Raw genomic sequence first — 26498 nt, forward strand, 5'->3', positions numbered from 1 at the left:
CCGTCCCCCGTATACAGCCGTGGATACAGGACAGGAGTTCGGGTGCCGACAGGACTGCAGAGGCTCGCGGACGACCTCGACGAGCGACTCGCCGAGGTCGACGCGCGCTACACCGCGACCTATCCCGGAGCCGACGGGAGCCGGCAACCGGTCCACACCGTCTACATCCCTGCCGACCGCTACGAGGCCGGAACGGCGACACAGTGGGGAGCGCAGGCACTCGAGGTCCTCGACGCGCACATCGACGGCCCGGCCGATCTGGCCGCCGTGACCGGCATCGACCCTGCCCTCGCGGAGGAGGTGCTGCCGCTGGTCGAGACCAAACTGCGCACCGAACCCATCGAGGACCTCCGCATCGACTTCGAGGACGGGTTCACCCAGGCCGGGGTCCCCGTGCAGGATCGCGACGCCGACGAGGACGCCCACGTCGCCCGCACCGCCGCCCTGGTCGCCGCAGACCTCTCGGCCACTCCCTTCGTCGGCCTCCGGTTCTCCTCCTTCGAGGCGGCCACCCGCCGCCGCGGCCTGCGCACCCTCGACGGTTTCGTCTCCGTGCTCGCCCAGAGCGGTTCGGTGCCCGACGGTTTCGTGGTCACTCTGCCCAAGGTGACCGCGACCGAACAGGTCTCGGCGATGGTGACCGTCTGCGAGCACCTCGAGACCACCTACTCCCTCACCGCCCCGCTGCGGTTCGAGATCCAGATCGAGACCCCACAGGCGATCTGCGGGCCCGACGGCACCGCCGCGGTCGCCACGATGATCCGTGCCGCGCAGGGCCGCTGCTCCGGCCTGCACTACGGCACCTACGACTACTCCGCAGCCTGCGACATCGCCGCCGAGTACCAGGCGATGGACCACCCAGTCGCCGACCACGCCAAGGCCACCATGCAGGTCGCGGCCGCCGGCACCGGGGTGCGGCTGTCCGACGGGTCGACGAACCGGCTGCCCGTCGGCGACCGCGAGTCGATCCGGCAGGCCTGGGGACTGCACGCCCGCCTGGTCGACCGGTCGCTGCGCCGCGGCTTCTACCAGGGCTGGGACCTGCACCCGGCACAGCTGCCCACCCGCTACGCCGCGACCTTCGCCTTCTACCGCCGGTCGCTGCCCACCGCCGCCGCCCGGATCGCCGCCTACGTCGACCCGAGCCTGTCGTCGGGTTATCTCGACGAACCCGCCACCGCCCGCGCCCTCGCCTCGTTCCTCCTCCGGGGGACGAGCTGCGGCGCCGTCACCGAGAAGGAAGTATGCGAACGGACCGGAACGACCCTCGACCACCTGGCCCGGTTGGCCGGCCGTCCGGTGGAGACGACCCGATGACCACCGTGATCCGGGCCCGTCGTGCTGTGGTGGGGGAGCGGGAACGGGCCTGCACCGTCACGGTGCGGGACGGACGCATCGCCTCGATCGACGCCTACGACAGCCCGCTGCCGCACGGCGCCCACGAGGTGGTCCTCCGCGAGGACGAGGTGCTGCTCCCCGGACTCGTCGACACCCACGTCCACGTCAACGAACCCGGACGCACCGAATGGGAGGGCTTCGCCAGCGCCACCCGGGCCGCCGCGGCAGGTGGTGTGACCACCCTCGTCGACATGCCGCTCAACTCCATCCCGTCCACGATCGACGTGCCCGCCCTCGACGTGAAGCGCAAGGTCGCCGACGGGCAGGCGACCGTCGACGTCGGATTCTGGGGCGGAGCTGTCCCCGACAATCTCGGCGAGCTCGAATCCCTCTGGGATGCAGGGGTGTACGGGTTCAAGTGCTTCCTCGCCCATTCCGGGCTGGACGAGTACCCGCCGCTCGACCGCGAGCAGATGATCGAGGCGATGCGCGTCATCGCCGGATTCGATGGCCTGCTCATCGTGCACGCCGAGGACGGGCCGACCCTCGACGAACAGGATCCGCCCGCCGGCCGTCTCTACGACGACTTCCTGCACTCCCGGCCACCCGTCGCCGAGGCCCGCGCCATCGCCCAGGTGATCGACGGTGCCCGCGAGACCGGTTGCCGCGTGCACATCCTGCACCTGTCCGATGCCGGTAGCCTGCCGCTCGTCGCGGCGGCGAAGGCCGAGGGACTGCCCGTCACCGCCGAGACCTGCCCCCACTACCTGTCGCTGTTCAGCGAGGAGATCCTCGACGGCTCCACCCATTTCAAGTGCTGTCCGCCGATCCGCGAGGCACGCAACCGGGAAGGGCTGTGGCGGGGCCTGGCCGACGGCACGCTCGACTGCATCGTCTCCGACCACTCGCCGTGCCTGCCCGAGCTGAAGAAGTTCGCCACCGGTGACTTCGGGCAGGCCTGGGGCGGTATCTCCTCGCTGCAGCTCGGCCTGCCGATCGTGTGGTCGGAGGCGCGCCGCCGCGGCCACACCCTCGTGGACGTGTGCCGCTGGATGGCCTCACGCACAGCCGATCTGGTCGGACTGGCCGACCGCGGGCGCATCGCCGTCGGCAACACCGCCGACCTGTGCGTCCTGGCCCCGGACGACGCGTTCGTGGTGTTCCCCGAACGGCTTCACCACCGCAACGCCGTGACCCCCTACGCGCAGCGGGCGCTCGCCGGAGTGGTCCGGCAGACCTGGCTCGCGGGTGAGTCCGTCACCGTCACGCTCGACCCCGTCCAGGACCCCGCACCCCGCGGCCGCCTGCTGTCCCGAAAGGAAATGTGAATGCCCGACCAGGACTTCCTGCAGCTTCCCGACCTCGCGTGCCGCGATCTGGGCGGCTCCGTGGTGTACGCGAACGACGAGTTCTTCGCCGAACGGGAGAACCTCGTCGCGCCCGGGCCGCCGGTCTTCGACAGCTCGGAGTTCGGGCACAAGGGCAAGGTGTACGACGGGTGGGAGACCCGGCGTCGCCGCGAGGAGGGCCACGACTTCGCGATCGTCCGCCTCGGTGTCCCCGGTGTCGTGCACGGACTCGTCATCGACACCGCCTGGTTCAAGGGCAACTACCCGCCCTTCGCCTCCGTGGACGGGCTGTGCGTCGAGGGCTACCCGACACCGCAGGAACTCCTCGATGCGAAGTGGGAGCCGATCCTCGATCGTGTTCCCCTCGAAGGGGACACGGCCAACACCTTCGCCGTCGACGACGACCGGCGCTGGACCCACCTGCGCCTGAACATCTTCCCGGACGGCGGTGTCGCCCGGTTCCGGGTGCACGGCAAGGCGAAACCGGATCCGGCCTTCCTGACCGGCACCGTCGACCTCGCTGCACTCGAGAACGGCGGCGACGTGGTGGCCTGCTCGGACCAGTTCTACGGGTCGCCGCGCAACATCATCGGTCTCGGCCGTGCCCGGCACATGGGGGAGGGCTGGGAGAACGCACGACGGCGCGACGGCGGAAACGACTACGTGGTGGTCGAACTCGCGGGTGAGGGACTCGTCGAGCACGTCGAGATCGACACCTCCTATTTCATCGGCAACGCCCCCGGCGCGGCCCGGCTCGTCGGCATTCCCGCCGACGGCGACCTCGCCGACGAATCCTCCTGGGTCGAACTCGTGCCACGTACCCGGCTGCTCCCGGACTGCCGGCACCGCTTCCGGGTCGACGCCGGAACCCCGGTGCGGCACGTGCGGCTCGACGTCTACCCGGACGGAGGGATCGCGCGTCTGCGGGTGCACGGTCGCCTGACCTGACCTCCGCCCGGATGCGGTGAGCCGTTCCTTACCTGGCGGAAACACTCGGACTCGAGTTCGAAAAGTCCGAACGACACGATGTATTCGCCTCCGTATACAGGCCCCGAATCCGAAAAGGGAGCGCACACATGGCAACTTCGCATCCAGTCGATACCCGGCTGCCGTTCCTGCGGCAGCTCGCCTTCGGTATCCAGCACGTGCTGATCATGTACACCGGATGCATCACCGTGCCCCTGGTGTTCGGTGCTGCCGTCGGGCTCGATCGCGACACCGTGGCGATGCTCATCAGCGCCGACCTGCTGATCGCCGGGCTGATCACCATCGTCCAGAGCCTCGGTGTCGGCAAGCTCGTCGGTGTGCGGCTTCCCATCGTGTGCGGCGCGACCTTCGCCGGCCTGACCCCGATGATCCTCATCGCCTCGGAGTACGGGCTGCAGGCGGTCTACGGCTCCATGCTCGTCGGCGGCATCGTCGGCCTCGCCCTGGCGTGGCCGTTCGCCAAGGTGATCCGGTTCTTCCCGCCGCTGGTCACCGGCGCGGTGCTCACCGTCGTCGGCATCTCGCTCATCGGGGTCTCCGGCGGGCTGATCGTCGGCAACGACCCGGACTCCCCGTCCTACGCGTCGCCGACCAACATCGCCCTGGCCGTGCTGGTCATGGCCGTCGCCATCGGCTTCCTGTGCCTCGGCCGGGGCATCTGGTCGCAGCTCGGCGTGCTGATCGCCCTGCTCGTCGGCACCGCCGCCGCCGTCCCGCTCGGCCTGATCGACCTCGGCGGGGTCCCCGGCGCGGCCTGGCTCGGCGTCCCCACCCCCTTCCACTTCGGTGCTCCCGAGTTCCCGATCGCCGCGGTCGTCGCCATGAGCATCGTCATCTCCGTCGTGTTCGCCGAGTCCACCGCGAGCATGCTCGCCGTCAGCGAGATCACCGGTAAGAAGGTCACCAAGGCCGACGTGGCCCGCGGTCTCGCCGGCGACGGTGCCTCCGCGGTGCTCGGCGGTGTCTTCAACGCCTTCGTCGACACCGTCTTCACCCAGAACGTCGGAGCGGTCGCCACGACCCGCGTGTACAGCCGCTACGTCACCGCGACCTCCGGTGCGATCCTCGTGGTGCTCGGCGTGCTCCCCAAGGCCAGTGCGGTGGTCGCCGCACTGCCCGGTCCGGTGGTCGGCGGGGTCGGTCTGATCCTGTTCGCGACCGTCGCCCTGGTGGGGATCAACACCCTGCGGTCGGTGGACCTGTCCGACCGGATCAACGCCACCATCGCGGCCGTCGCGGTGGGCGTCGGTCTGCTCCCCGAGTTCGCCGAGGGGATGTTCGAGCGCTTCCCGTCGGCAGCGCAGATCCTGCTCGGCAGCGGCATCACCCTCGCCGCCATCGCAGCGTTCTCCCTGAACCTGCTGTTCAACCACACTCGGCTCGGACGTGCGGCACGTGCCGCGTCCCGGCCCGGGACCCCGGCCCCCGAAACCCCGGCCGGGACCCCCACCCCCGCCCCCACAGGAGTTGCCGATGAACTCGCAGCCGTCTGACACCTTCGAGGTCCCCACGGTCGACATAGGACCTTACGTCCGAGGAGGCAGCGACGACGAGCGCGCCGAGGTGGCCCGCCGTATGGACGATGCCTGCAGCCGCGTCGGATTCGTCCAGATCCTCGGACACGGGATCCCCGAAGCCGTCGTCGACGGGCTCACCACCGCCCTCGACGCCTTCTTCGGGCAGCCCCTCGACTTCAAGGAGCAGTACCGCGTCGTCGGCGCGAACCGCGGCTACAGCCCGCCCAAGAGCGAGTCGCTGAGCCTGAGCCTCGGAGTCGAGTCCGCGAGCCGGATGAACGACTTCTTCGAGGCCTACAACATCGGTGTGGAGGCCCGCTCCTTCCCGCATCTGGACCTGTCCGAGGACGACTACGGCCTCAACGTCTGGCCCGAAGTCGACGGCTTCCGGGACCGGGTGCAGACCTACTTCGACGAGGCCGCGCGGGTCGCCCGCACCCTCACCCGGGTGTTCGCCGACGCACTCGGCCAGCCGGCCGACTACTTCGAGCGCCTCACCGACCACTCCATCGACGTGCTGCGCATGAACAACTACGCGCTGCCGGAGGGAACGGTGACCCTCGACGGCGACCTCACCGGCATGGGTGAGCACACCGACTTCGGCATCGTCACCGTCCTGTGGGCCGACCGGGTCGCGGGCCTGCAGGTGCTCGGCACCGACGGGGTGTGGCACGACGTCGAACCCCTGCCCGGCGCGCTCTTGGTGAACCTCGGCGATCTCACCGCCCGCATCACCGACGACCACTGGATGTCCACCCTGCACCGCGTCAAGCCGCCGATCGTCGACGGCCGCATCAAGCGCCGCCGCTCGGTCGCCTTCTTCCACGACGGCAACGTCGATGCGGTGGTCTCCACGCTGCCCGAGTACGCGGGCCCGGAGCCCTACGAACCCATCCTCATCCGCGACCACATCAAGGCGAAGCTCGCCGGTTCCCGGCACGGGAAGGCCAACACGGCCGCCGTCCGGGAGGCCGCCCGGGTGCTCGCCGCAGCGGGGGAGAACCGGGGGTGACCCACGTCGTGCTCGTCCACGGAGCGTGGGCGGGCCCGTGGGTGTGGGACACCGTGCTCGGACCGCTGCGCGCGGCCGGGCACGTCCCACACGCCCTGTCGCTGCCCGGTGTGGGGTCGTGGGGTGCCGGCGACGTCACCCTCGACGACGTCGCCGGTCACGTGGCCGACCACGTCGCCGGGCTCGACGGACCGGTGGTCCTCGTCGGGCACTCCGGCGGCGGCATCGTCGTCACGCAGGTCGCGGAGATGCTGCCCGAGCGCGTCACCGGGGTCGCCTACGTGGCGGGGATGATGCTGCCCTCCGGTGTCGACTTCGGGATGCTCTGTGACGGACTGGGACTCGAACCGCCCGTGGGGATCTCGAAATGGTTGCGTCCCACCGGCGACGGCCGCGGCACGGTGGTGCCGCCCGAGGCCGGTGCCGCGGTGTTCTTCCACGAGGCGAGTGCCGACGACGCGATCGGCGCGGCCCGCCGGCTCGTGCCGCAGCTCGAGACGGCCCGGCTCATGGCGCCCACCTGGACACCGGAGCGTTTCGGGACCGTGCCGCGGCTGTACGTCGAGGCGACGCTGGACCGTTCGGTCCCCCTCACCGCGCAGCGGTGGATGCAACAGCTGACGCCGGGCGCCGAGGTGGTCTCGCTCGAATCCGATCACGCCCCGCAGCTGTCCGCCCGCGGTGAGCTCGCGGCGGCACTGGTGCGGTGGTGCGGCTCCCTCACGTAACCGCGCCGAGCCACGGTACGAACGGACGAGACCGACGTTGTGTGCGAAATCCGTCGGGAAATCGCACACAACGCCGGTCTCGTCGGTCCGGCCGACGACACCTCGCTCGGAGCCGCCACGCACACGGTTCGGGGAGACACACACCTGTCTCGGGGCGTCCACCGGGTAGCCCCGGGCCGGCTCACTGCAGCAGACGCCAGATGCGGTCGCGGGAAAGCGGAAGTTCGTGGGGCCGCACCCCGATCGCGTCGCGCACGGCGTTCGCCAGGGCAGGGGCCACCGGGTTGAAGGGGGCCTCGCTCATCGACTTCGCGCCCATCGGGCCGAGTTCGTCGTAGGTGTCGGCGAAGTACACCTCGGTCCGGGGGAGGTCGGCGTAATGCGGAATGTGGTAGTTCCGCAACACGGTCGTCGTCACCTCGCCCTGCTCGTCGGTGAGTATCTCCTCGTACATCGCCACGCCGATCGCCTGCGCGGCGCCGCCCTCGACCTGCCCGCGGCACTGCTCGGGGTTGAGGACGGTGCCCGCGTCGGCGGCCTGGATCGACCGCAGGATCCGCACCTCACCGGTGCGCACGTCCACCGCGACCCGGAAGGCCTGCACGTTGAACGACAACGACCGCGGCAGACCGCCGTGGCGGCCCTCGGCTCGCAGCCGCCCCCCGACCGCGTCGAGCAGTTCCCCCGGGGTGACGAGCCGATCCCCGCACCGCACCCCGTCGGCGCACGGCTCCGCCCGGTCGGGATCGGTACCGGTCAGTTCCGCGGCCGCCTTCGTCATCCGACGCCGCAGTTCCTGGGTCGCGGCCAGCAGGGCCTTCGCCGCGACCACGGTGCCCGACGACCCGAACGCGCCGGTGTCGTGCGTGGTGACGTCGGTGTCGGACTGGCGCACCACGATCCGGTCGGGGGTGGTGCCGAGCGCCGTGGCCGCGATCTGGGTGTGCACGGTGGTGGTGCCGTTGCCGAACTCTGCCGTGCCCACCCGCGCGACGTACCGGCCGTCGGGGAGCAGTTCGATCGACGCCTCGGCGATGTGCCCGTTGGGCGGGTTGGTGGCGATCATGGCCAGTGCCATGCCCTCACCGATGCGCCAGTGGTCACCGGCCGGGGCCGGGAGGCCACCGCTGCGGCCCAGAGCACGTTCGACGAGATCGAGGCACTGGTCGAGCCCGTAGCTGCCGTACGTCAGGTCGGCGCCCTCCGGGTGCGCCGCGACGAGCGGATCCCCGGGCACGACGACGTTGCGGCGCCGCAACTCGAAGGGATCCATCCCGAGTTCGCGGGCGAGTTCGTCCATCGCCGATTCCACCGCGAAGATCACCTGGCCGAGGCCGTAGCCGCGGAACGCACCCGACGGCCGGTTGTTGGTGTACACCGCCTGTGCGTCGACGCGCTTGTTCGCGCACCGGTACACCGCGACCGATTCGGTGCAGCCGTGGAACATCACGCCCGGACTGTGGTTGCCGTAGGCGCCGGCGTCGGAGAGGACGTCGATCGCGAGCGCGGTGAGGGTGCCGTCCGCGTCGGCGGCCACGGTCACGTCGACCCGCATGGGATGCCGGCAGGGAGCGACGGTGAGCTGGTCGGAGCGGGAGAACTCCCACTGCACGGGCCGGCCGGTACGCAGGACCGCGGCGGCGACGACGTCCTCGACGAGCATCTCCTGCTTGGCGCCGAAACCGCCGCCGACGCGGGTGGCGAACACCCGGACCCGGTCGCGGTCGAGTCCGAAGACGTGGCACAGCTCGTCGCGCACCAGGAACGGCACCTGGGTCGAGCTGCGGATGACGAGGCGGCCGTCGTCGTCGATCCACCCGATCGCGCCGTGGGTCTCGAGGTGGGTGTGCTGGACCCGGTGGGTCTGCCAGCGGCCCCGCACCACCGCCGCCGCGGACGCGACCGCGGCGTCGACATCACCGGTGCTGCCGTGGAGTTCGGCGACGATGTTGCGTCCCGGATCGGCGATACGTGCCTCGGGTCCCTTGCCGGCGTGCAGCAGGGGAGCGCCGGGGCTGCGGGCCTCGTCGGGGTCGAGGACGATCGGCAGCTCCTCGTACTCCACGCGGATCAGCCCGCACGCCTGCTGGGCGAGACCGGGACTCTCCGCGACCACTGCGGCGACCCGCTGCCCGCGGAACCGCACGACGGTGTCGAACAGGTGGGTGTCGTCGGGATCGTCCTCGCGCAGCTCGTGCCGGGCCGTCGAGTACGCGGTGGCGGGTGCGTCCCGGTGCGTGAGCACCGCGTGCACCCCGGGCAGTGCCTCGGCGGCGGACGTGTCGATCGAGAGGATGCGGGCATGTGTGTGGGGGCTGCCGAGCACCGCGACGTGCAGCAGTCCCTCCACGGTGGTGTCGAGCGTGTACGGTTCCGTGCCGGTGACCACGCGGGGCGCGGCGGGGGCGCGCTGCGCCCGCCCGCACGACGGCCCCTCCACCCGCTCGACGTTGGCCCGGCCGTGCAGGGCGTCGTCGATGGAGCGGTAGCCGGTGCAGCGGCACAGATTGCCCTTCAACCGGTTCGGCAGGTCGTCGAGATCGTCGTCGGTGAAGGTGGAGGCGGTGACGATCATCCCGGCGGTGCAGAAGCCGCACTGGAAGCCGGCGGCGTCGACGAATCTCTGCTGGACCGGGTGCAGGTCGTCGGGGGTGCCCAGCCCGGAGACGGTGGTGACCTCCCGGCCCTCGACGCGCACCGCGGGCACCAGGCACGAATGGACCGGTTCGCCGTCGAGCAGCACCGAGCACGCCCCGCAGTCGCCGGCGTCGCACCCCTTCTTGACCTCGAAGTGCTCGGTCTCGCGCAGCAGGGTGCGCAGGCACTGACCGGGGCGGTGGTCGACGTCGACCTCGTGGCCGTTGACGGTGAGTCTCACGGCAGTTCCCCCGTGTTCGGCTGGTCGGTCGCGGCCAGTTCGGTCCGGATCTCCTCGGCGAGGACGGCGGTGACGGCGCGTCGCCAGTCGACCGCGCCGTGCGCGTCGGTGTGGTACTCCGCCGCCGGGATCCGTTCGGTCAGGGCGTATGACAGTTCTTGTTCCGCAGGAACATTCGGGAATCGCAGCAGGTGCGGGCGCACCGTCGACGCGGTGACCGCCAGGGTGAACGCCCCGTCCTCGTCCTGCCGGCCGACGACGACGGCACCCGACCGCCCCAGCGGAGACAGTGCGATCTTGCGGAAGGCCGTGCGGGAGTTCAGGACCCGAGCCGGGATCAGGATGCTCCGCAGGATCTCCCCGGGCGCGAGAACGTTGGAGGCGACCCCGCGCACGAAATCGGCCACCGGCAAACGTCGTTCACCGCCGTCGACCGTCCAGATCACCGCGGTCGCGTCGAGAGCGGTCGCCAGCGAGATCATGGCGCCGGCGGGAAAGGACAGACAGATGTTGCCGCCGACGGTGGCGCGCTTCCAGATCTTCCACGACGCCAGCAACGCCTGGGCACACTGCCGGAACAGCGGTGCCGCGGTCCACTCCGAACGGTCGGAGAGTGTGGCGAGTCGCTCGACGGTGCAGGTCGCGGCGATCTCCAGCGCGTCGGGATGTTCCGTCACCGGTGGCCAGCCGAGGCCGGACAGGTCCACCAGCCGGTGCAGATGCGGTTGCGGTTCGGAGAACAGCCAGGTGCCGCCGCCGAGCGGGGCGGCACCGTCCTCGAACACGAGATCGCTGCGGTCGCGGGCGATGTCGTAGGCGGTAACGGTGTGCAGATCCATCGGGCTCACCCGGCCTTGGCGACGAGGGCGGTGTGCGCCGCCGCGACCTGCCGCGCCACGGTCTCCTCGTCGACGGTGCAGACCTCGTCGTCGACGACCACCTCGCGGCCGTCGATCAGCAGCAGATCGAGCGGGGGCATGCTGCCGAGGACCAGGGCGGTGACGGGATCGGTGATGCCGGAGTGGGCGAGACCGTCGATCCGCCACAACGCCAGGTCGGCGAGCTTGCCGACCTCGATCGATCCGATCTCGTTCTCGCGTCCCAGCACCCGGGCGCCGCCGATGGTGGCGAGTTCGAGGCTCTGCCGCACCGTCATGGCGCGGGGACCGCTGCGGGCCCGCGCGAACAGTGCGGCGTGGTGTGCCTCCTCGAGCATGCAGCACGACTCGTTGCTCGCTGCCCCGTCGACCCCCAGCCCGAGCGGCACCCCCGCGGCGTACAGGTCCGCGGCCCGGGCGATGCCGGCGCCGAGCCGGGCGTTGGAGGTGGGGCAGTGCGCCGCGCCGGTCCCGGAGGCGGCGAGCACCCCGATGTCGCGGTCGTCGAGGTGCACCGCGTGGGCGTACCAGACGTCCGGCCCGGTCCAGCCGAGGGACTCCATGTACTGCACCGGCTTGCAGCCGAACTTCTCGAGGCAGAACTCCTCCTCGTCGAGGGTCTCGGCGAGGTGCGTGTGCAACCGGACCCCGAGCTCGCGGGCGAGCAGCGCCGACTGCTCCAGCAGGTCGCCGGTCACCGAGAACGGGGAGCAGGGGGCGAGAGCGATGCGCAGCATCGAGTCGAACGACGGGTCGTGCCACTTCTCCACGGCCTCGCGGCTGCCCTCGAGGATCGCGTCGAGGTTCTCGACGATGTGGTCCGGTGGCAGGCCGCCGGCGCTGCGGCCGAGGTCCATCGACCCCCGGCAGGGATGGAAGCGGATGCCCACCTCGGCGGCCGCAGCGATCTCTGCACCGAACACGTCGCCGCCGTCGCGGGGCACGACGTAGTGGTGGTCGGTGGTGGTCGTGCAGCCGGTGCGCACCAGATGGGCCAGGCCACCGGTCGCGGCGACGTGCACGGCGTCGGCGTCGATCCCACCCCAGATCGGGTAGAGGGTGGTGAGCCACTCGAAGAGAGTGTGGTCGGCGGCGAGACCGCGGGTGATCCACTGGTAGAGGTGGTGATGGGTGTTGATCAGGCCCGGGGTGAGCACGCAGCCGGTGCCGTCGACGACGGTCGCGTCGTCGTAGCCGGTGGGTTCACCGGCGCCGACCGCGACGATCCGGTTGCCCTCGACCACGACGTGACCGGTCCGGTGCTCGGCGCGGGCACCGTCCATCGTCACCACGTATGCCCCGCGGATGACGATCGGGCGGGTGGTGGCGTTCGGATCCATCGGCGACTCCTCGGACTTGTCGGAGTCTCCAGTCAACGTCCTCAGCAAAGCACAACTCCAAGGCAGCACGCACGAAACGCCCCGGAAATACCGCCCTTCTACTGTGCGATCGTCCAAGACGATCACCAGGAGGTGAACACCATGCTTCTGCGGGATGTGGTGGAGGCCGAAGAGCTCGGGATCCGGGTGCTGTACGGGGACGACGAGGCGTTGTCGCGGCCGGTGCTGCGCGCCTGCACGACCGACATGCCCGACCCCACCCGCTACGTCAGCGCCGGGTCGCTGGTGTTCTCCGGACTGGTGTGGCGTCGCTCCGCGGAGGACTCGGACCTGTTCGTCAAACGGCTCGTCGGCGCGGGGGTGTCGGCGCTGGCGGCGGGGGAGGCGCTGTTCGGCTGCGTCCCGGACGACGTGGTCGACGCCTGCGCGCGGCACCGGATGCCGCTGCTGGTCGTGCCCGACGAGGTGCCGTTCAGCCGGGTCATCGAGTACATGACCGGGCGGATGGCCGGAGCGCGCATGGACCGTCTGCGCACGGGCCTGGCGCGGCAGCGGCAGTGGCTCGCCGCCGTCGCCGACGGGCGCAGCGTCGGGGAACTGCTCGAACGGCTCGCGCAGCAGTACGGGGTGCGGGCCCGGCTGATCACGGCGACCGGCACGATCATCGAGGGCGGCTGCCTCGACGACGACGCCCTCGACCGCATCACCGCGATCGCGGCCGGCGCGGTCCGCTTCCCTGCCGCGGCGCCCGGTGGACCGGTCGTGCTGTCGGTGGGGCGCGGCCTCTCCGAGCGGCTCGACGCCTGGTATGTGGTGGTCCACCCCGACGGCGCCGTGCGCGACCCCGACGGAACCGGGGTCGACCCCGAGTGCGTCGAGGCGTTCGAGGAACTCGCCTCGGTCGTCGCCCTCGACCGGACGCGGCGTGACGAACGCCGGCGGGTCGCGTGGGAACTCGCCGACCGCGCCACCGACCGGGCTCTCGGGCCGGGGGTGGTGGTGGTCGCCGAGGCCGAGGGGGACGTGCCCGTCCCCACCCTGCGCGGCCTGCTCGAGGACGTCCTGGGGGAGTCCGTCACCTCGGTCGACGCCTCCGGCCGGGTCGTGGCGGTGACCCCGGGTTCCGACACGGAGGTCGCGCGGGTGCTGCGTCGGCGCCTCGGCCGCCTGACCCCGGTGCTCGGCCGCGCGCGGCTGCTCGTGGGGGTCGGGGGACGGTGCACCGGCGACAACATCGTGGGCGCGGTGCGGTCGGCGACGGCCGCCGTGGCCGCCGCCCGCAACGACACCGCCGCGGTGTGCGTGTGCCGCGCCGAACTCGACTCGGCCGTCGGCTTGCTGTCGACGCTGCCCGACGCCCTACGGCGTTCCTACGCCGACCGGCTCCTCGGCGACGTGATCGAACACGACCGCCGCACCGACGCCGGGCTGCTCACGACGCTCGAGACGTTCCTGGACTGCGACGGATCGTGGCGCCGCACCGCCGACCGGCTGCACGTGCACCTGAACACCGTGCGCTACCGGATCGGCAAGGTCGAAGCGCTCACCGGGCGCAGTCTCACCCGCACCGGCGACCGCTTCGACCTGTACCTCGCGTTGCGTTCCCTCGCCTGAGACCGATCACACGGCGCCGGTGTAGGGCTCCCACGCGATCCCGGCGTCGGGGGCGTCCTCGCGCAGCACGCTCGCCTGGATGAGACCGTAGGGGCGGTCGTCGGCGTGGAACACCTCGTTCGCGTTCTCGACACCGAATCGTTCGAGGTCGTAGGTGAAGTGGTGCTTGTTGGGTGCCGACAGGCGGATCTCGGCCAGCACCGGATACCGCTCCAGAGCGGCCTTGCCCATCTCGAACAGGGTCTGCTGCAACGCCTTCGAGTGCAGGGTGGCGAACACTTCGCACAGGGTCGCGCGGATACCGGCGTAGGTCTCGTCCCAGTCCACGTCGGTGCCCGCGAACCGCCACCGCGCCTCCAGGCTCGTCGCCATGATGCGATCGGTGGTGGGTTCGAGGACGGTGTACGGATCGGTGAGGAAGCCGCGGAACTCCGACCCGGTGGACTTGAGGATCACCAGATCCTTCAGACCGCCGATCACCCATTCCTTCCGCTCGGATCCGGTGCCCTGCACGGTGATCGCGGCGGTGCGCACCTCGGATCCCTTACGGGTCCAGGTGTGGTCGTGGCCGACGCCGTCGACCACGACGCGTTCCCAGGCGTACTCCTCGATCTCGATGCGGGCCGCCCCCACGGGTTCGATGTCGTCGACGAAATGCCGTGCGAGCGCGAGGCCGTACTCCTCGACGAACTCGACGCCCTTCTCCTTGGCGTAGGAGTAGATGGTCTGCTTCTGGGTGTCGGTGGGCAGCACGGAACTCTGGTCGCCGTCGAGATGCGCGGCGTCGAAATCGCCTCGCAGGCAGGAGGAGACGTTGAGGTCCCGGATGGTGTGGCGATCGGTGTCGCGCACGATGCGGACGACCCGGTTCTCCGCCTTGCCGTAGCGGTGCGGTCCGAGGACGATCTTGCCGGTCAGTTCGGTCATGGGTCAGCTCCCGCGGTAGGTGGAATAGGAGTAGGGGGACAGCAGCAGGGGGACGTGGAAATGGCCGTCGCCCTCGGGGATCCGGAAGGTGACGACCACCTCCGGGTAGAAGGCCGGGACGTCCCGGGCCGCGAACCAGTCGCCGGTCGCGAAGACGAGGTGGTAGGTGCCGGCGGGCAGCGGGTCGTCGGTGAGGTCGGTGATCCGCCCGTCGTCGTTCGTCACGCCGCCGCCGAGCGGTGTGCCCGCCTCGTCGGTGAGGGTCACCGCGAGTCCGGCGGCGGGGGAGCCGGCGGTCGCGTCGAGGACGTGGGTGCTGAGGGTGTTCGTCACGCGGTCTCCTCGGTCACGAGGCGTTCGAGGCGCAGGCGGGTGATCTCCGCGAGTGCCGCCCGCACCTCCTTCCGTTCGGTCTCGGGGTCGTTGGCGAGGCGTCGTTCGAGGATCTCCAGGAGTTCGCCGGCCGAGCGGCCCGCGGCGCGGACGAGGTAGACGTGCCCGAACTTCTCCTCGTACGCCCCGTTGCCCGCGGCGATCCGCTCGAGGGTGCCGGCGTCGGCGGTGGTCACCGCGGCCTGTTCCCGCCGGGAGGAGGCGTGCTCGGAACGTTCCCCGATGCGGGGATGCCCGGCGAGGGCGTCGTCGAGGTCGGCGCCGGTGAGACTCTCCGCGGCGGCGCTCGCCGCGGAGAGCAGGGCCTCCCGGTTCCCGAAGGGACGCGCGGCGGCGACGGACCGGGCCCAGGTGGGGCTCGCGCAGCAGTCGAGCAGCAACGCGACGGCATCGGCCTCGGGTAGCGCGTCGAAGTCTGCGGGTGTCAGGTGCACGGAACCTCCTCGATCGGTGGTTCCATCCTGCGCGCGGGGGCGGGGGTGGGCAGCGGCATCGGCTACAGACTTCGCGGTCCGGCCCGGGGCGGCTTTGGACGATCCGCCAACCGGTTGCGGACCCCGCGTTTTTCTGGAATCATTCAAGTTAATAGAATTATTCCAGAAAAAGTGTGCGACCCCGCCCGGGTCGCTCTGCTCGAAGGAGTGATCACATGCTCACCGCCGGCCGTCCACGCGCCGTGACGCTTCCGCCGGTCGTGCTCGGCGGACTGCGGCCGCTGTACCGCCAGATGGTCCGCAACAACGTCCCCGCCGCCTCGTTCGAGCACATCGCCGGACGAGCCGTCTTCGAGATCTGCCTGATCGCGGGGGAGCACGGCCCGCAGCTGCAGGTCCGCGCCCGCGACTTCGGGGTCGACTTCACCGTCGCGATGACGACGCACTTCCGCGTCGCGCCGGTGGTGACCGAGGAACAGTACCGGGCCCTGTGCGCGGTGCTCACCCCGGGCGCCGAACCGGTTCCGGAGACCGTCCTCGACTTCCTGGACCAGGTCGTCGTACAGTCGCCCGCCGTGCTCGCCCGCACGCACACCTGCGCCGCCTGAGTTCGCCGACGCTCCGGACCCGTACACCCCGTCGGGAGGGATGTACGGGTCCACTGCCTGCGCGGCGAACATGCCCGTGAGAGCGGAACGGCCCGGCAGGGGATCCCTGCCGGGCCGTTCGTGCGTTCACCGGATCACAGGCCGGGGCGCTTGCCGATCGTGAGGGTGACCTCTCCGGTACCGGCGAAGAAGTCGTTGCCCTTGTCGTCGACGACGATGAAGGCCGGGAAGTCCTCGACCTCGATCTTCCAGACCGCCTCCATGCCGAGTTCCTCGTACTCGACGACCTCGACGCTCTTGATGCAGTCCAGTGCCAGGCGGGCGGCCGGGCCACCGATCGAGCCGAGGTAGAAGCCGCCGTGCTTCTCGCACGCGTCGGTGACCTGCTTGGAGCGGTTGCCCTTCGCGAGCATCACCATCGAGCCACCCGCGGCCTGGAACTGGTCGACGTAGGAGTCCATGCGGCCGGCGGTGGTGGGGCCGAACGAACCCGACGGCAGACCGTCCGGGGTCTTCGCCGGACCGGCGTAGTAGACCGGGTGGTCCTTCATGTACTGCGGCATGTCCTCGCCGCGGTCCAGACGCTCCTTGATCTTCGCGTGCGCGATGTCGCGCGCGACGACCAGCGGGCCCGTCAGCGACAGGCGCGTCTTGACCGGGTGCTTGGACAGCTCCGCGAGGATCTCCGGCATCGGGCGGGTCAGGTCGATCTTGACCGCGGCACCCTTGCCGGTGCCCGACACACCGTCGGTCTCGGCGTCGAGCTGGCTGTCGGTGACCTCCGGCAGGAACTGGCCCGGGTTGAACTCGAGCTGCTCCAGGAACACACCCTCGGGAGTGATCTTGGCCTTGGCCTGACGGTCGGCCGAGCAGGAGACGGCGATCGCGACGGGCAGCGACGCGCCGTGCCGCGGCAGGCGGACGACTCGGACGTCGTGGCAGAAGTACTTGCCACCGAACTGTGCGCCGATGCCGATCTTCTGGGTGAGCTCGAAGACCTTCTTCTCGAGCTCCAGGTCGCGGAAGCCGCGGCCGGTCATCGCGCCCTCGGTGGGCAGCTCGTCGAGGTAGTGCGCCGAGGCGTACTTCGCGGTCTTGAGCGCGAACTCGGCGGAGGTACCGCCGACGACGATCGCGAGGTGGTAGGGCGGGCACGCCGCCGTCCCGAGCGACCGGATCTTGGCCTCGAGGAACTGCATCATCGAGTCCGGGTTCAGGATGGCCTTGGTCTCCTGGTACAGGTACGACTTGTTGGCCGATCCGCCGCCCTTGGCCATGAACAGGAACTTGTAGGAGTTCTCGTGGCCCTTCGCGGTGTCCGCGTACAGCTCGATCTGGGCGGGCAGGTTGTTGCCCGTGTTCTTCTCGTCCCACATCGTCAGCGGGGCGTTCTGCGAGTAGCGCAGGTTCAGTTTCGTGTACGCGTCGTACACACCGCGGGCGATGGCCTCCTCGTCGTCACCCGGGGTGAGCACCTGCTGGCCGCGCTTGCCCATGACGATCGCGGTGCCGGTGTCCTGGCACATCGGCAGCACGCCACCGGCCGCGATGTTCGCGTTCTTCAGGAGATCGAGCGCGACGAACTTGTCGTTGTTCGACGCCTCGGGGTCTTCGAGGATGTTCGCCAGCTGCTTCAGGTGATCCGTACGCAGGTAATGGGAGATGTCGTGCAGTGCGGTCTCGGTGAGCAGGCGCAGCGCCTCGGGCTCGACCTTCAGGAAGGTCCGGCCGTCGGGTCCTTCGACGGTGGACACCCCCTCGGTGGTCAGGAGCCGATACTCGGTGGGGTCTTCCCCGATCGGCAGCAGGTCCTCGTAGAGGAAGTCGGCCATTGTTTCTCCTGGAAGAGGGCTGTGGTTCCCATACACGTTAACGGCGCCGACGCAAGGTCTTGACAACGGGGTGTGTGACGAACACTGCTTTTCCCGGGGATGTGAGTTATCTCTCGCCGTAGCCGACGCCGTGTTTATCCCGACTCGTCCGGGAAATCCCCACAAGAGTCGGGGGCGACCGGAGCCCCGATCCGTACAGTTGAACGGATGCTCGGAGTACCACCGGAGGGAATGCACGTGACCGTGGAAGCAGGACGGTTGCCGTCACCCGAGGTCCAGCGCCTGCCCTCGCTGGCCTGGTTGCCACGTTTCCACGCCTGGATCGACCTCGCGGTCGTCGTGGCGGTGCTCGTGACCACCAACCTCATCGCCCACTTCACGACCGCCTGGGCGTCGATCGCCACCGTGCCGATCGCGGCCGGAGTGCTGGTCGCGATGATGCGCCGGCGCGGCATGCGCTGGTCCGAGCTCGGGCTCTCGCCCCGCCACTGGAAGCGGGGCACCCTCTACTCGCTGGCGGCGATCCTGCTCGTGCTGACGGTCGTCGCCGTCGGGATCGCCCTGCCGTTCACGCGGCAGTTCTTCCTGTCGGAGCGCTACGCCACCGTCTCCGGTGCCCTCGTCGCCTCGATGATCATCATCCCGCTGCAGACCGTCATCCCCGAGGAACTGGCCTTCCGCGGTGTGCTGCACGGCACCCTCGAACGCCTGTGGGGTGCGCGCGGGGTCTTCGCCGCCGGTTCGATGCTGTTCGGCCTGTGGCACGTCGCCTCATCGTTCGGCCTCACCGCCGGCAACGCCGGCCTGAGCGCCTTCCTCGGCGCGGGACTGCTCGCCCAGATCGCCGGTGTGGTCGGCGCGGTGATCGCGACGGCCGCCGCCGGGGTCGTCTTCACCTGGCTGCGCCGCCGCAGCGGCAGCATCCTCGCGCCCATCGCCCTGCACTGGTCGCTCAACGGCGCGGGTGCACTCGCCGCCGCCCTCGTCTGGCACGTGACCCTGAACTAGACGGGCCGGTGCGATGGCCCTCGCGGTCTGCCTCCTCTTCGACCCCGGGACCGACCGCGTGATCCGGGCACTGTGGGCCCGGCTCGAGGAACAGGGGATCCCCACCCTGCTCACCCACACGCACCGCCGGCACGTGCCGCACCTGTCGTACGCGGTGCTGCGCAGCTACGACCTCGCCGCCGTCACCGCGGCGTTCGGGGAGATCCCGGACTCGGGACCGGTCCCGGCCTACATCGACACCTTCGGGTTGTTCCGCCGCGGACGCGCGTCGCTGATCCCCGCTCCCTCCGTGGAGCTCGCGCGGCGACAGGAACGGGTGGTGGCCATCGTCGAATCCACCCGCGCGGATCTGCACCGCTACTACCGGCCGGGGCGATGGACCCCGCACTGCTCGCTGAGCCCGCGGACCCGCCGCGAGGACCTCGCGCGACTGTCCGCGGTCGTCTACGACGTGCTGCCGATCGAAGGGACGCTCACCCGCGCGGTGCTCATCGACACTGCGACGGGAGAGCACACCCCTCTGTCGGTCATCCCCTGAGACCGTCGACGATCCTCCGAGACCAGGGGGAGACGATCAGTCCTCCGGATTCTCGACCCAGGGACCGTAGGGCGGCGGGCCCTCGCTCTGGATCTGGAGGCCGAAGTGCGAACAGTGCTTCCACACGTACCCGTGCAGGACGTGCTCCTCCGCGGTTTCCGTGTTGGTCAGGACGATGTCCCCCGTGGGGCGCTGCTCGAGGGCGTATCCCGACTCCCGCCCGTCGAGGACCCACCATTTCGCAGTACTCATGATCGGTGCCTCCCGAATATCGGCCCGGCAGAAGCATCACCCACCGTAGCGCGGAATCCGTTCCGGATCCGCCGATTCGGTGGGGACGATCGCTCGCCACGGGGCGATCACGATTCGCTCCACGCGGGAGGATCACGCTCCGCTCAGGGCCCGGGCCGTCGCGTCGTCCGCGGGATAGAACGCCTCGATCGCCAGTTCCGACACCGTCACGTCCAGCGGCGTCCCGAAGAGCGTCGTCGTGCTGAGGAACGACAACTCGCCGGCCCCGGTCCGCAACCGCATCGGCACCACCAGCGAATGCGGCTCGACCTCCCCGACCGGATCGTCGCAGGGATAACCGGCGAGCTCGTCGTACAGGCGCAACAGGACCGGATCGGCGGTCGATCCGATCTGGTGCTGCAACCGGGCGAGCAGATGCCCGCGCCACTGCCCGAGGTCGACGATCCGCGGTGCCAGCCCCCGCGGATGCAGCGTCAGCCGCAGCACGTTCACCGGTGGTTCCAGCAGTTCCGGGGCACATCCCTCGACGAACACCCCGACGGCGTCGTTGGAATCGACCATCGTCCAGTGCCGGTCCACCACCACCGCGGGGAAGGGCCGGTGCAGGGTCAGGATCCGGGTGATCGCGTCGGAGACCGCCGCCATCGGCAGGTCGCCGAGCCGATGCTCGGGATAGACGGGTGCGTGACCGGCGGCCACCAGGATCGTGTTGCGTTCGCGCAGCGGGATGTCCAGCTTCTCGCTCAACTTCAGGACGGTCCGGCGCGACGGGCGCGACCGGCCGGTCTCGACGAAACTCAGGTGCCGCGGCGAGATCCCGGCGTTGTGGGCCAGCGTGAGCTGGCTCAGTCCGCGCCGGTCGCGCCACGCCCGCAGCAACGCCCCGGCATGGGGAGTGTCGACCGTGGTCATGACCCGACCGTAGAGCGCGCGGGGAGCGGTCACCATTACTTCCGGGGTAATCGATTCCCCGCCCACCGGGGTCCACCGTGGATGCCATGAACGCATACGCAGTGGCCCATCTCCGCACGATCGACTTCAACGACGACATCGTCCGGTACCTCGAGAGGATCGACGACACCCTCGAACCGCACGGCGGACGGTTCCTCGTCCACGGCACCGAACCGGAAGGAATCGAAGGACCCTTCGAGGGAAACCTCGTGATCATCGAGTTCCCCGACATCCACCACGCCCGCGACTGGTACGAATCCCCGGCCTACCAGGAGATCCTCCCGCTCCGCACCCGGAACTCCGAGGGCTGGGCGATCGTCGTGCAGGGCACCCCACCCGGCTACCGCGCCACCGACTTCCTCGACAAGGTGCTCGGCGCCCGGCGCCAGCAGGACGCTCGGCGGCGGTTCAGGACAGGGGCGGTTCAGGACAGGACGCCGGCCGCCCGTGCCGGTTCGGCATAGGCCCGCGCCAGCGACTCGACCGTCTCGTGGGCGTTGAGCCCGCTCGGATTGGGCACCACCCAGACCGGGACGTCCTCGATCGTCTCCTCCTGCAGCCCCGCCTTCGCCTTGCGACGGCCGAAGGCCGCACGGTAGGCGGTGATTCCCGCGACCGCGACCGCGCGAGGCCGGTACTCCGCGACGACCTTCGCCAGACGATGGCCGCCCTCGCGCAGCTCCTCGTCGGTGAGTTCGTCGGCGCGGGCGGTCGCGCGCGGCGCCAGATTCGTGATCCCCACCCCGCGCGCGAGAAGATGGTCGCGGTCGGTGTCGCTCATCCCCGCCGATGCGTCGATGAGCCGGTCGACGATGCCGGCGCGGAACAGGGCCGGATAGAAGCGGTTCCCGGGCCGCGCGAAGTGCGCGCCCGTCGCGGCCGTCCACAGCCCCGGATTGATCCCCACGAACAGCAGGCGGCACCCCGGCGCGACGAGGTCGGGGACCACGGCATCGCGGAAGGACTCGAGTTCGGCACGCGTGAAACCCATCCTCCCAACCTAGTCGGCGCGCCGGTCAGGAAGCGGGCACCCACGCACCGTGCAGGCCGGCGGGCACCCGGATCGGCAACCGCACCCGCGCGAGCGGACCCGAGGCGGGATCGGATGCGGGGAAGATCAGGAACCAGCTCGACATGTCCTCGCGGTCGGTGGCGATGGTGCCCCAGAAGTCCTCCCCGCCGCCCGGCATCAGGATCGGCTCACCCGGAGCCAGGCTGTCGTGCGTCCACACCGCCTCGGTGTCGGCCCTCACGTCGAACCAGCACAGCGAATCAGCCGCTCCCGGAGGGAGATTCGACGATACGCTCTTGCCGATCGTCGCGACCACGCGGTGATCGAGGGTCGTGGACCGGTCGTCGATGCGCGGGAACTCCATGTCGCGCTCGTACAGCACCGTCCGCGTGACGCCGTTCCTCCCGATCACCGCGCGGCTCAGCGTCGACCGGTTCGGTTCCCGCTGCCGGGTCAACGCACCGGGATAACACCATTCGACGTAGTCGAGCGCGACGTCGCCGCCGGGCAGATCGAAGGCGTTGGCGGTGTGCCACACCCAGAAGGTGTCGGTAGAGAACCAGCGCACCGCACCGCCGTCGCGGGGGACGAGGGCGATCCGGGTGCCGAGCTCGGGCCGCCAGTCCAGGGGCGATCCGCCCGAGAAGACCTGCGCCAGGTCGAACACCAGCGGCGCCAGCACCAGCACGATGTAGGTCGGGGTGAGCGCCATGTCGTGGATCATCAACGGCCGGTCGGCGCCGTCGATCGGGGTGGGCGCGCGGGTGACCGTGCCGTCCGGGGCGAACACCGACCAGGTCAGATAGGGCGGGTCGAGCATGTAGCAGAAGGCCACCATCTCGCCGGTCCGCGGATCGATCTTCGGGTGCGCCGTCAGCCCGACCGGCAGGGTCCCGCCGAAGGTCTCCCGGCCGAGGGTCTCGAGGTCGGAGCCCAGCGCGTACGGCGGCGCGGCCTCCGCGAGGGCGAGCAACCGGCCGGCGTGGGAGACGACGTTGATGTCGGGCAGCTCACGCATCGTGTTCGCCAGGTCCGGCCCGACCTCCTCCTCGGGCGGGAAGTAGGGATCGGTGATCCCCGCCCACAACGCGCGCCCGGCCTTCTCCTCGGCCACCAGCCGCGGTGTCCGCACGAAACGGTTCGTGTACCGCACCGACCCGTCGGTGATCTGCACGCGGTGCACCATGCCGTCCCCGTCGATGGGGTAGACGTAGGTGCCGATCGGATCGAAGCGCGGATTCGGTCCGTTGCGCAGGTAGCTGCCGTTCAGATCGCGGGGCAGGTCGCCCTCGACCTCGAGATCATGGACGTCCACCTCCTCGCGTTGCGGTGCGAACAGGCCGCTGAGATGCGGGTGATGTGCGTGGTCGACCGGCGCCGGACGGTTCATGGCGAACTCGATTCGAAAGAGGCGACAGCGTACGTGAGAAGAATCGTAGGTCCGGGCCGCGAACTCGGCAGCAATTCGGCGCGGCTCACCCGATCCGGTGGCGACCGGCGGCTTCGGTACATCGGATAGGGTTGTTTCCTACGTGCAGGACCGATACTGCGGCCGCACGGCCGCGACGTTAGGGGAAGGTGTGCAGCGCCGGAACGCGATCGAGAACACCGTCCGGAACACCGGCGACGGCGACGTCACGTTGCCGCCGTACACGGATCTTCTCTGGCCGACCGTGCAAGCGGTGATCGAGCTCGGTGGGTCCGGCGTCATCGAGGAGATCGACTCCGCCGTGATCGACCGGACGGGACTGTCCGAGGAAGCACGGGCCGTGCTCCACGGCGACGGCCCCGGCACCGAGATCGAGTACCGCCTCGCCTGGGCCCGGACCTACCTCAAGGGCATGGGCCTGCTGTCGAACACCCGCCGCGGCGTGTGGAGCGTGACCGACCGCGGCCGCGCCGTGCGCGAGCACGAGATCAAGCCGATGCAGGTCGCCTACACGGCCGAGAAGCGCCGCAAGCGCATGGTGCGCAACAGCTCGCAGGGCGCCCAGGTCGTCCCCCTCGCCGCCGCCCCGGAGGATCCCGAACTCTGGCGCGAACCCGTCCTCGGGGCCGTCGCCGACCTCACGCCGGACGGTTTCGAGCGTCTGGCCACCGCGGTGCTGCGCGCGGCGGGCTTCACCACCCTGACCATCCCCGCACCCGGTTCCCCCGAATCCACCGCTGCCTCCGGGTGCGTCGAGGGCACCGGTGTCCTGCGGGTGTCGCTGCTGAGCTTCTCGGTCTTCTTCCGGTTCCTGCGCGGCCCCGAGAAGGCGGGCGCCGACGTGGTCCGCGAGTTCCGGGCCGCGATGGTCGGCCGCGGCGAGAAGGGCCTGCTGGTGACCACCGGTTCGTTCACCGACGACGCCCGCTCCGAGGCGCACCGTCACGGTGCCCCGCCGATCGACCTCGTCGACGGCGACGCCCTGTGCGACCTGCTCAAGGAGCACGGTCTCGGGGTCCGCACCACGGTGCGCACCGTCGAGGACGTCGCGCTGGTTCCGGCGTTCTTCGCGGAGCTGTCCGGCCGCTGACACCCGCCCGACGAGGGCGGAACGTCGCAATCTTCCCGTAAGTGCCGCGTGAGGCACGTGTGAATGTGATGCAATACCGCGTGAACACGTGCAGTACGAAGGGAAACGAGGCTCGATGACTCTCTCGCGGCGGGACATGTTGCGCTATGCGACGCTCGGGTCGGGTGTCGCCCTGATCTCCGCCCTCGGGGCACAGGGGACGGCACAGGCGGGCCCCGTGCTGGGCACCATCGTCGACTACTCGGCCGCCGTGCCGTCCGCCTCGGCGATCCGCCGGGCCGGGCACATCGGGGCCATCCGTTACGTCTCCGATCCGCGACCCGACGCCGCGTGGATGAAGGCCAAGCCGCTCACCGCGTGGGAGGCCGACGCGCTCACCGACAGCGGCCTCGAGGTGGTCTCGTGCTACCAGTACGGCAAAGGCGCCACCGCCGACTGGCGCGGCGGCCTGGAAGCGGGCGTGCGGCACGCCCGGCGCGGTCTGGAGCTGCACCGCGCGGCCGGGGGACCGGCGAACCGTCCGATCTACGCCTCCATCGACGACAACCCCACCTTCGAGCAGTTCACCACCCTCATCGCGCCCTACCTCGTGGGCTGGCAGCAGGTCGTCGGCGCCGCGAACCTCGGGGTGTACGCCAACTCGCCGACCATCGACTGGGCGTCGGCGGCCGGGCTGGGGGCCTTCTTCTGGCAGCACGACTGGGGCACCCCCAAGGGCTATGTGCACCCGCGGGCGAATCTGCACCAGATCCCGGGCGAGGTTCGCATCGACGGTATCGGCGTCGACATCAACCACGTGCTCACCCCGGACTACGGCCAGTGGTCGCTGGCGGACAGCGTGCCGGACACCTCCCCGGGAATCCTGGGCAGCTGACACCGGCCTCCTGATCCCGTCTCGGGTCCCGTCTCAGGCCTCGTCGACGCTGCGCACCGTCCGTCCGGGCGACGGGATCAGGAGGGTGAACAGCAACGCGACCAGCGCGGCGACCACGGCGACGAGGAAGGTGGCGCGGAAGCCCTCCAGCGCGGGCACCACCGCGTCGCCGATCCGCTGGGTCATGGCGGCGAGCATCGCTCCCACCACCGCCGCGGCGCTCGTCGTCCCGACCGACCGCATCAACGCGTTCAGGCCGGTCGCCGCGGCGGACTCGTGCAGCGGCACCGCCGCCATGATGAGCGCGGGCATAGCCGCGTAGGCCAGGCCCACTCCACCGCCGATGAGCATCGACGCCACCACGATCTGCCACAGTTCGTGATGCAGCGCCCACGCCAGCAGGTATCCCACGGCGATGGTCGCGGCGCCGCACGCGAGCGTGACCCGCGCACCGAAGCGGGTCGTGATGCGGGCCGAGATCGGGGACAGGAACATCATGAGCAGGCCCGCCGGTGCGAGCGCGATACCGGCGGTGACCATCGTCTGCCCGAACCCGTAACCGGTCTGCGTCGGCGCCATGAGCAGTTGCGGGAACGCCAGGATGTTCGCGTACATGGAGAAGCCGACGGCGACCGACGCCAGGTTCGTCATGAGGACCGGCCGGCGCGCGGACACCCGCAGGTTCACGAGCGGCCGCGCGATGCGCAGTTCGTACCATCCCCAGCCGAGGAAGACGACGAGCGCGCCGCCGAGCATGCCGAGGGTGCGGGGGGTGTCCCAGCCCCATTCGTTGCCCTTGGAGACCGGTAGGAGCAGCAGCACCAGCGCGACGGCGAGCAGCAGCGCCCCCGCGAAGTCGAAACGCCCCGGATTCCGTTGCGGCGACTCCGGCACCACGAGCAGCACCGCCGCGATACCCACGCAGCCGAGCAGCAGCGACGCGACGAAGAGCATGTGCCAGTCGGTCGCCTGCGCGACGAACGCGGCGAGGGGGAGGCCGACGGCCCCGCCGACACCCATCGTCGCGCTGATCGTGGCCATCGCCCCGGGCAGTCGCCGGGGCGGGAGTTCGTCGCGCAGGATCGCGATGCCGAGGGGGATGGCACCCATCGCGGCCCCTTGCAGCGCGCGGCCCACGACGAGCGGGACCACCGAGGACGCCAGTGCGCACACGGCGGAGCCGAGCACCATCACGGTGAGGGAGGCGAGGAGCATCCGGCGTTTGCCGAACATGTCCCCGAGGCGGCCGCTGATCGGGGTGATCACGGCCCCGCTGAGCAGCGTCGCGGTCACCGCCCACGAGGTGTCCTCGGGGCCGGCGCCGAGGAGCACCGGCAGGCGGGGGAGAACCGGCACGATGAGCGTCTGCATCAATGCCACGCCGATCCCCACCGTGGCGAGCACCGGCACGATGGCGCGCGGGGCGGGTGTCTGCCTGGTGGGGACGGGAATGTCGACGGCCATGCGGCTCCTCGGTCCGGGCCGTCGGATGCGCGGCGGACGATCACG

General features: G+C 70.4%; 25 protein-coding genes. 13 read left to right on the forward strand and 12 right to left on the reverse strand.

Features of this window, described 5'->3' with window-relative positions:
• The first annotated feature begins 42 nt into the window (after positions 1-42).
• From OED52_RS05520 to OED52_RS05545, 6 genes are all read left to right on the forward strand, one after another.
• Positions 43-1317, forward strand: a complete 1275-nt coding sequence (locus OED52_RS05520) for a DUF6986 family protein (protein WP_264153673.1) — start codon at positions 43-45, stop codon at positions 1315-1317.
• Entirely contained in the window at positions 1314-2666 is a 1353-nt protein-coding gene (gene allB / locus OED52_RS05525) for an allantoinase AllB (RefSeq protein WP_264153674.1), read from the forward strand. The genes OED52_RS05520 and allB overlap by 4 nt, the downstream gene beginning before the upstream one ends.
• Entirely contained in the window at positions 2667-3635 is a 969-nt protein-coding gene (alc, locus tag OED52_RS05530; RefSeq protein ID WP_264153675.1) for an allantoicase, read from the forward strand. It begins immediately after the preceding gene.
• Positions 3636-3763: 128 nt separating this feature from the next.
• Entirely contained in the window at positions 3764-5167 is a 1404-nt protein-coding gene (locus OED52_RS05535) for a uracil-xanthine permease family protein (RefSeq protein ID WP_264153676.1), read from the forward strand.
• Entirely contained in the window at positions 5148-6203 is a 1056-nt protein-coding gene (locus tag OED52_RS05540; protein ID WP_264153677.1) for an isopenicillin N synthase family dioxygenase, read from the forward strand. The genes OED52_RS05535 and OED52_RS05540 overlap by 20 nt, the downstream gene beginning before the upstream one ends.
• The gene (locus OED52_RS05545) at positions 6200-6931 is read left to right on the forward strand and encodes an alpha/beta fold hydrolase (protein WP_264153678.1); all 732 of its coding nucleotides are present in this window, start codon (positions 6200-6202) and stop codon (positions 6929-6931) included. Before OED52_RS05540 ends, OED52_RS05545 begins: the two co-directional genes overlap by 4 nt.
• Positions 6932-7112: 181 nt before the next feature.
• Here the strand turns inward: OED52_RS05545 and OED52_RS05550 are convergent, their stop codons facing one another.
• The 3 genes from OED52_RS05550 to OED52_RS05560 are packed head-to-tail and all read right to left on the reverse strand — an operon-like array spanning position 7113 to position 12027.
• Positions 7113-9809 carry a molybdopterin-dependent oxidoreductase gene (locus OED52_RS05550; RefSeq protein ID WP_264153679.1) on the reverse strand — a complete coding sequence of 899 codons (2697 nt, stop codon included), beginning with the start codon at positions 9807-9809 and terminating at the stop codon, positions 7113-7115.
• Positions 9806-10648, reverse strand: a complete 843-nt coding sequence (locus OED52_RS05555) for an FAD binding domain-containing protein (RefSeq protein ID WP_264153680.1) — start codon at positions 10646-10648, stop codon at positions 9806-9808. Before OED52_RS05555 ends, OED52_RS05550 begins: the two co-directional genes overlap by 4 nt.
• A gap of 5 nt (positions 10649-10653) precedes the next feature.
• Entirely contained in the window at positions 10654-12027 is a 1374-nt protein-coding gene (locus OED52_RS05560; RefSeq protein ID WP_264153681.1) for an 8-oxoguanine deaminase, read from the reverse strand.
• 141 nt (positions 12028-12168) lie between these two features.
• On the opposite strand from OED52_RS05560, the gene OED52_RS05565 reads away from it, so the two are divergent.
• Positions 12169-13641 (forward strand): PucR family transcriptional regulator, encoded by a 1473-nt coding sequence (locus tag OED52_RS05565; RefSeq protein WP_264153682.1) that lies wholly within the window; start codon positions 12169-12171, stop codon positions 13639-13641.
• A 6-nt stretch (positions 13642-13647) separates the two neighbouring features.
• Here the strand turns inward: OED52_RS05565 and pucL are convergent, their stop codons facing one another.
• From pucL to uraD, 3 genes are read right to left on the reverse strand one after another with little or no spacing between them, the layout of a single operon-like run.
• Complete coding sequence (gene pucL / locus OED52_RS05570) at positions 13648-14568, reverse strand: factor-independent urate hydroxylase (RefSeq protein ID WP_264153683.1); 921 nt, start codon at positions 14566-14568, stop codon at positions 13648-13650.
• A 3-nt stretch (positions 14569-14571) separates the two neighbouring features.
• Positions 14572-14901, reverse strand: coding sequence for a hydroxyisourate hydrolase (gene uraH, locus OED52_RS05575; RefSeq protein ID WP_264153684.1), 330 nt, complete (start codon positions 14899-14901; stop codon positions 14572-14574).
• Positions 14898-15395, reverse strand: coding sequence for a 2-oxo-4-hydroxy-4-carboxy-5-ureidoimidazoline decarboxylase (gene uraD / locus OED52_RS05580; protein ID WP_264153685.1), 498 nt, complete (start codon positions 15393-15395; stop codon positions 14898-14900). Before uraD ends, uraH begins: the two co-directional genes overlap by 4 nt.
• Positions 15396-15610: 215 nt before the next feature.
• Between uraD and OED52_RS05585 the strand changes: the two genes are divergently transcribed.
• Complete coding sequence (locus OED52_RS05585; protein ID WP_264153686.1) at positions 15611-16003, forward strand: hypothetical protein; 393 nt, start codon at positions 15611-15613, stop codon at positions 16001-16003.
• 134 nt (positions 16004-16137) lie between these two features.
• Here OED52_RS05585 and OED52_RS05590 read toward each other — a convergent pair whose 3' ends face one another.
• Positions 16138-17835: a fumarate hydratase gene (locus tag OED52_RS05590; RefSeq protein WP_264153687.1), complete on the reverse strand. Its 1698-nt coding sequence runs from the start codon at positions 17833-17835 to the stop codon at positions 16138-16140.
• A gap of 237 nt (positions 17836-18072) precedes the next feature.
• Here OED52_RS05590 and OED52_RS05595 point away from each other — a divergent pair, with 237 nt between their 5' ends.
• Together OED52_RS05595 and OED52_RS05600 are read left to right on the forward strand one after the other, a co-directional pair.
• Positions 18073-18843: a CPBP family intramembrane glutamic endopeptidase gene (locus tag OED52_RS05595; protein ID WP_264153688.1), complete on the forward strand. Its 771-nt coding sequence runs from the start codon at positions 18073-18075 to the stop codon at positions 18841-18843.
• A gap of 13 nt (positions 18844-18856) precedes the next feature.
• The gene (locus tag OED52_RS05600) at positions 18857-19381 is read left to right on the forward strand and encodes a 2'-5' RNA ligase family protein (protein ID WP_264153689.1); all 525 of its coding nucleotides are present in this window, start codon (positions 18857-18859) and stop codon (positions 19379-19381) included.
• A gap of 36 nt (positions 19382-19417) precedes the next feature.
• On the opposite strand, the gene OED52_RS05605 is transcribed toward OED52_RS05600, so the two are convergent.
• The gene (locus OED52_RS05605) at positions 19418-19633 is read right to left on the reverse strand and encodes a maltose regulon activator MalT (RefSeq protein WP_264153690.1); all 216 of its coding nucleotides are present in this window, start codon (positions 19631-19633) and stop codon (positions 19418-19420) included.
• A 132-nt stretch (positions 19634-19765) separates the two neighbouring features.
• The gene (locus tag OED52_RS05610; protein ID WP_264153691.1) at positions 19766-20545 is read right to left on the reverse strand and encodes a helix-turn-helix domain-containing protein; all 780 of its coding nucleotides are present in this window, start codon (positions 20543-20545) and stop codon (positions 19766-19768) included.
• A gap of 86 nt (positions 20546-20631) precedes the next feature.
• On the opposite strand from OED52_RS05610, the gene OED52_RS05615 reads away from it, so the two are divergent.
• Positions 20632-21048: a DUF1330 domain-containing protein gene (locus OED52_RS05615; protein WP_318841909.1), complete on the forward strand. Its 417-nt coding sequence runs from the start codon at positions 20632-20634 to the stop codon at positions 21046-21048.
• On the opposite strand, the gene mug is transcribed toward OED52_RS05615, so the two are convergent.
• On the reverse strand, positions 21009-21575 hold the full coding sequence (gene mug / locus OED52_RS05620) for a G/U mismatch-specific DNA glycosylase (protein ID WP_264153692.1): 567 nt from the start codon (positions 21573-21575) through the stop codon (positions 21009-21011). The genes OED52_RS05615 and mug overlap by 40 nt on opposite strands.
• A 25-nt stretch (positions 21576-21600) precedes the next feature.
• Entirely contained in the window at positions 21601-22986 is a 1386-nt protein-coding gene (locus tag OED52_RS05625) for a carotenoid oxygenase family protein (protein WP_264153693.1), read from the reverse strand.
• A 190-nt stretch (positions 22987-23176) separates the two neighbouring features.
• Between OED52_RS05625 and OED52_RS05630 the strand changes: the two genes are divergently transcribed.
• Positions 23177-24115: a restriction endonuclease gene (locus OED52_RS05630; RefSeq protein WP_264153694.1), complete on the forward strand. Its 939-nt coding sequence runs from the start codon at positions 23177-23179 to the stop codon at positions 24113-24115.
• A 115-nt stretch (positions 24116-24230) separates the two neighbouring features.
• Entirely contained in the window at positions 24231-24989 is a 759-nt protein-coding gene (locus tag OED52_RS05635; protein ID WP_264153695.1) for a DUF1906 domain-containing protein, read from the forward strand.
• 33 nt (positions 24990-25022) lie between these two features.
• On the opposite strand, the gene OED52_RS05640 is transcribed toward OED52_RS05635, so the two are convergent.
• On the reverse strand, positions 25023-26453 hold the full coding sequence (locus tag OED52_RS05640) for an MFS transporter (RefSeq protein WP_264153696.1): 1431 nt from the start codon (positions 26451-26453) through the stop codon (positions 25023-25025).
• Positions 26454-26498: the final 45 nt, after the last annotated feature.

Source organism: Rhodococcus sp. Z13, from assembly GCF_025837095.1.
In the GTDB taxonomy this organism is placed as follows: Bacteria; Actinomycetota; Actinomycetes; order Mycobacteriales; family Mycobacteriaceae; genus Rhodococcus; species Rhodococcus sacchari.